Annotated in this window: 4 protein-coding genes; all 4 read left to right on the forward strand. The window is 72.5% G+C overall.

From position 1 onward, the window contains the following. Positions 1-1607: VWA domain-containing protein (locus G6018_RS12150; RefSeq protein WP_347237858.1), on the forward strand; the 1607-nt coding region annotated here is incomplete at its 5' end. Positions 1608-1632: 25 nt separating this feature from the next. Beyond that, positions 1633-2796, forward strand: a complete 1164-nt coding sequence (locus G6018_RS12155) for an iron-containing alcohol dehydrogenase (RefSeq protein ID WP_241731152.1) — start codon at positions 1633-1635, stop codon at positions 2794-2796. Further along, positions 2793-4160: an ATP-binding protein gene (locus G6018_RS12160; RefSeq protein ID WP_179524180.1), complete on the forward strand. Its 1368-nt coding sequence runs from the start codon at positions 2793-2795 to the stop codon at positions 4158-4160. The genes G6018_RS12155 and G6018_RS12160 overlap by 4 nt, the downstream gene beginning before the upstream one ends. A gap of 83 nt (positions 4161-4243) precedes the next feature. After that, the gene (locus G6018_RS12165) at positions 4244-4858 is read left to right on the forward strand and encodes a response regulator transcription factor (RefSeq protein ID WP_338404046.1); all 615 of its coding nucleotides are present in this window, start codon (positions 4244-4246) and stop codon (positions 4856-4858) included. Positions 4859-4887: the final 29 nt, after the last annotated feature.

Below are 4887 nucleotides of genomic sequence, written 5' to 3' on the forward strand. Positions count from 1 at the left end.
ACCGGGGCGTCGACCTCCGCCGCGTTCGGGGCCGGCCGGGCCCGCAGCGTGGCCGGGCGCGGGACCGGACGACGATGACGGCCGGGGACAGGTCCCACGTCTCGCCCCCGCAGGTGCTCGACATCGTCTCCGTGGCGTTCGGGCGGCTGCTCAGGGAACGCGGGGTGGCGGTCTCCCCGGCCGAGGTGGTGGAACTGCGGACGGTCCTTGCGCTGGTGGGGACCTCCCGGCCCGAGGTCCTCCGGCCGGCGCTCCGTGCGGTGACCGTCAAGTACCAGCGGGAGAACCGGGGCTTCGACGCGGTCTTCGACAGCTTCTTCCTCGGTGTGCGGGCGGCCCGGGTCGAGGACTCCGGAGGGGCCCGGGGCGACGCCCCGCAGGTGGGGGCGCTGCCCGACGAACTGGGACTGGACTCGGACGGGTCCTCGCCGTTCACCCCGTCGGACCTGGACCCGGCCGAGATCGGTGACCTGGTCGAGGGCGACGAGACGGCCCGCCGTGACGAGGACATCCACTACGACGACTCCGACTTCTCGACCGCGACGGGCGAGGAGGAGTTCGCGGTCGAGGCGGGGGCGGAGCGGTGGCAGTCCTCGGTCACCTACGAGATCGAGGTGGATCGCGCGTCGTCGGACCGGGTGGGGGAGATGGGGTCCTCCGCCATCTCGGTCTCCAGTGGCGAGTCGTTGGACTGGGCGGACGCGCTCGACGTCCTGCGGACCCTCGACGGGTACGACGCCCGACAGGTGTACGCGGGGCACGCCGACGAGGGCGGGCCCCCGGCGGGCGAGCAGGTGGGGATGTTCGTCGACGCGGTCGTGGAGTTCCTGAGGAACCTCGCGGAGGACGTCACCGACGGTCGTGTCGACGACGACGAGGTCAACGGGGGCCCGGAGGCGCCCGACGGCGGGGACCTCGAGCGCGCGTCTCACGAGGTGATGCGCCGGATCCGGGGCGCCCCCCGGCGGCGCTCCCGGCCGTTCGCCCGCGGGCTGCTCGATTCGCGCTCCACCCTGCGACGGGCCTGGGCGACGGACGGCGAGGCGTTCACCATCATGAACCGGACCCGTGTCCCCGGGCCGCTCAAGCTCCTGATCCTCGTCGACGTGTCGCTCTCGGTCCGACCCGTCACCGGATTCGTGCTGCGCCTGGCCCAGAGCCTGCACCGGAAGGTCAACAGGTGCTCCGTGGTCGCCTTCGTCGACCGACCCGTCGACGTGACCGACCACCTCCTGTCGTCGTCGGGTCCGGACGCGTTGGCGACCGTGCTGGCCGCACCCGGTCTGGACCTCGAGGCCAGCAGTGACTACGGGCGGATGTTCGCCGAGCTGCTCGACCGCCACGGCGACCTGATCGACGCCCGGACCTCGGTCCTCGTCGTGGGTGACGGGCGGAGCAACGGCCTGGATCCGCGGGAGGACCTGGTCGGACGGATCAGCAGGCGGGCCCACCGGATGGCGTGGATCACCCCGGAGGCCCGGAGGTACTGGAACCGGCCCACGTGTGGGCTGAGCGTGTACGCCCGGTACCTGGACGGGGTGGTGACCGCGCGCGACCCCGCGGAACTGTCCGAACGGGCAGGTCTGCTGGGAAGCTCGCTCGCCTGACATGACCCGGGCCTATCGTGTGGGCATGTCGTCGGAAGGCCGGGTGGCCAAGTTCCACGCGCCGGAGATCCTCTTCGGCTTCGGTGCCCTGCCCGAGGCCGCGACCGCCGCCATGGGACTGGGCGCACGGCGTCCCCTCGTCGTCACCGATCCGTGGCTCGAACTCACCCCGTGGCCGGGCACGGTCGTCGACGGGCTGAGGGCGCGGGGTGCGGAGCCGGTCGTGTGGTCCGATGTCCGGCCGAACCCGCGGGCGTCCCAGATCCTCTCCGGCGCGAGGACCTACCACTCCTCGGGGTGCGACGTCATCGTGGCGGTGGGCGGCGGCTCGGTGATCGACGCCGCCAAGGGGGTGGCGCTCGTCGTCTCCAACGGAGGGCACGTCCTCGAGTACGAGGGGGTCGACCGGATCCGGTTGCCGCTGCCCCCGGTGGTGGCCGTGCCGACGACGGCCGGCAGTGGTGCCGACGTCTCCCAGTTCTGCGTGGTCAACGACTCGGACCGGCGGACCAAGGTGACCATCGTCAGCCGCTCTCTGGTGCCGGACGTGACGGTCATCGACCCGGCCACCCACGCCACCGTCCCCGAGGACGTGCGGGCGGCCACGGCGATCGACGTGCTCTCCCACGGGGTGGAGGCGTACTTCTCGCGCGCGGCGGGTCCGTTGACGGACTCCCACGCCCTGCGGTCCGTCGAGCTGTGCACGCGGGCGCTCGACAGGCTCGGGGGCGGCGAGAGGCACGGCGACGGGCAACTGGAGGACATGGCGCTCGCGTCGCTCGAGGCGGGGATGGCGTTCAGCAACGCCGTCCTGGGGGCGGTCCACGCGATGAGCCACCCGGTGGGCGGTCGGTACGACTCCTCGCACGGCCAGATCAACGGGGTCCTGCTGTCCCATGTCGTCCGGCACAACGGGATGGTCATGCGCGCGGACCGCATGGCGGACCTGGCGCGCGCCGCCGGGGTGGCCGTCGGCTCCCGGGGCGGCCAGGTGACGGACCGGGTCGCGGACCGCTTCCGGGACCTCGCGGAGGCCGTCGGGATCCCGGCGGGGCTCGGGCAGCTGGGGGTTCGCGCCGAGGACATCCCCACGTTGGCCGCGCACGCGCTCGACGATCTGTGCATGGCCACGAACCCGCGTCCCGTCACCCTCGAGGACGTCGAACGACTGTACCGGGAGGCGTCATGACCGAGGGGCCCACGGATCTGGACTCCCTCCTGGGCCTGCGGTCGGTCAAGAGGAGCTTCTTCGATCAGTACCGTGCGGCGGAGTCGAGGCTGCGCCGCTCCATGCACGCGCTCGATCGGGTCTCCGGTGCGCTGGTGCGGACCGCCGAGGGGCCCGAGGAGCTGATGCTGTCGGTCCTCCGGGTCGCCTACGACCAGCTCGACGCCGAGTGGGCGCTGGTCGCCCTCCGGGACGGTCAGCTCCCGTCCGTCGAGCCACGGCACGTCATCGTGGACCCCGAGGGGCGGTTCGTCGCGTTCGAGGGGCGGGATCTGGCGCCGGTCCCGGAGGGGCTGCCCACTGATGTGGTCAATGTCCTCCTCGCGGTCCTCCGCGGCGGCAGGTCCTCCGAGGTCGCGGACGCCGGAGGCCCCGACGCGGTGACCGTGCCGCTGATACTGCACGGCGGGGTGATCGGGGGACTGGCGTCCTGGCGCCACCCCGGGCGGCCGGCCGAGGACATCGACACGGTGGTCCTGCGGATTCTCGCCGCGCAGGCGGCCGTGGCACTGCACAACTCCGTCCTTTTCCGGGACCAGGAGACGTTGCTCGCGCGGGCGGAGGAGGCGTACGAGGAGGCCCGGGGGCACGTGGTGGAGCTGTCCCGGCGGAACTCCGAACTGGAATTGGCCCATCGGGAACTCGACGCCGCACACCGCCAGCGGATCCTCGACGTGGAACGGTCGCGGATGGCCCGGGAACTCCACGACAGCGTCTCCCAGCTGGTCCTCGGCGCGGGGATGCACCTGCAACTCGGACTCGACGCGGTGGGGCGGGTCGACCGGCAGCGGCCGCTGCTGGAGAAGGCGGTGCACCTGACCGACCAGGCCGTCGACCAGCTCCGGTCCGTGATCTACGCCCTGCGCACGATCGACGACGGGGACGGGCGGTTGAGCCGCCTGATCGAGGACCTGTGCCGCCTCCACGTCCCGTCGAGCATGACCACCGAGGTCCGGGTGCTCGGCGACGAGGTCCCGACGACCCCCGGGATCGAGCACGAGCTGCTCAGGATCGCCGGTGAGGCGCTCGCGAACTCCGCGCGGCATTCGCGGGGGCACGGCGTGGTGGTGACCCTGGACTTCGGTGACGAGGCCGTGGTGCTGACCGTGGAGGACGACGGCGTGGGACGGCCGGAGGACCTGCGGGCCATGCTCGAGGGCGAGCGGACCGGTTCCCCCGCGGAGCGCCAGGGCCTGGTCAACATGAGGGAGAGGGCCGAGCTGGTGGGGGGAGAACTGGGCATCGTGCAGTCCGACCTGGGTGGGGTGGCGATCACTGTGGTGGCGCCCCGCGTCGACGGACTCGACCGGCGGCCGGCCCGATGACCCCGGGTCCGACGACCCCCGGGCCGAGGACCCCGCCTGGGACCGGCCCCACGACCCCACCGTCGACGATCCGCACCGTCCTGGTGGACGACCACGCCGTCCTGCGAGAGGGATTGCGACTGATGCTGGAGCGGGAGCCCGACCTCGAGGTGGTCGGTGAGGCGTCGACCGCGGACGCTGCGCTTGAGGTCATCCGCTCGACCCGCCCGGACGTCGCGGTGATCGACCTCAAACTCGGGAGCGGCTCCGAGCTCGACGGGTTGCGGGTCTGTGCGGCGGTCCGCGACCTGTTCCCCGACGTGGCCCCCCTGGTGCTCACGACCTTCCTCGACAAGGCGATCGTCGTGCGGGCGGTCCGGGCGGGGGCCCGGGGATACGTGGTCAAGAACGTGGACGTGACCGAGCTGGTGACCGCCGTCCGGTCGGTCTCGGCGGGGCAGAGCGCCTTCGACGCCCGCACCGCGTCCATGGTGCTCGACGCGCTCAAGGGCGTGGGCTCGGCGTCCGAGGCCCTGTCGGCCCGGGAGATCGAGGTCCTGAAACTGCTGGCGGAGGGGATGTCCAACAAGGAGATCGGTCAGGCGCTGTTCATCTCGGCCACGACCGCCAAGTTCCACATCAGCAACATCCTGCGCAAGCTCAAGGTCTCACGTCGCGCCGAGGCGGTGTACGTGGCCAGTCAGCAGGGCCTGCTCTGACCGCCCCCGCCCCGCCCGTCGCCGCCGCC

This window comes from Dietzia sp. DQ11-44 (genome assembly GCF_014145205.1).
In the GTDB taxonomy this organism is placed as follows: domain Bacteria; phylum Actinomycetota; class Actinomycetes; order Mycobacteriales; family Mycobacteriaceae; genus Dietzia; species Dietzia natronolimnaea.

What these genes read in the sequence shown, in the direction of transcription:
- G6018_RS12155 (WP_241731152.1), top strand. Translation starts at nt 1,633, where the DNA reads ATGTCGTCGGAAGGCCGGGTGGCCAAGTTCCACGCGCCGGAGATCCTC.
- G6018_RS12160 (WP_179524180.1), top strand. Translation starts at nt 2,793, where the DNA reads ATGACCGAGGGGCCCACGGATCTGGACTCCCTCCTGGGCCTGCGGTCG.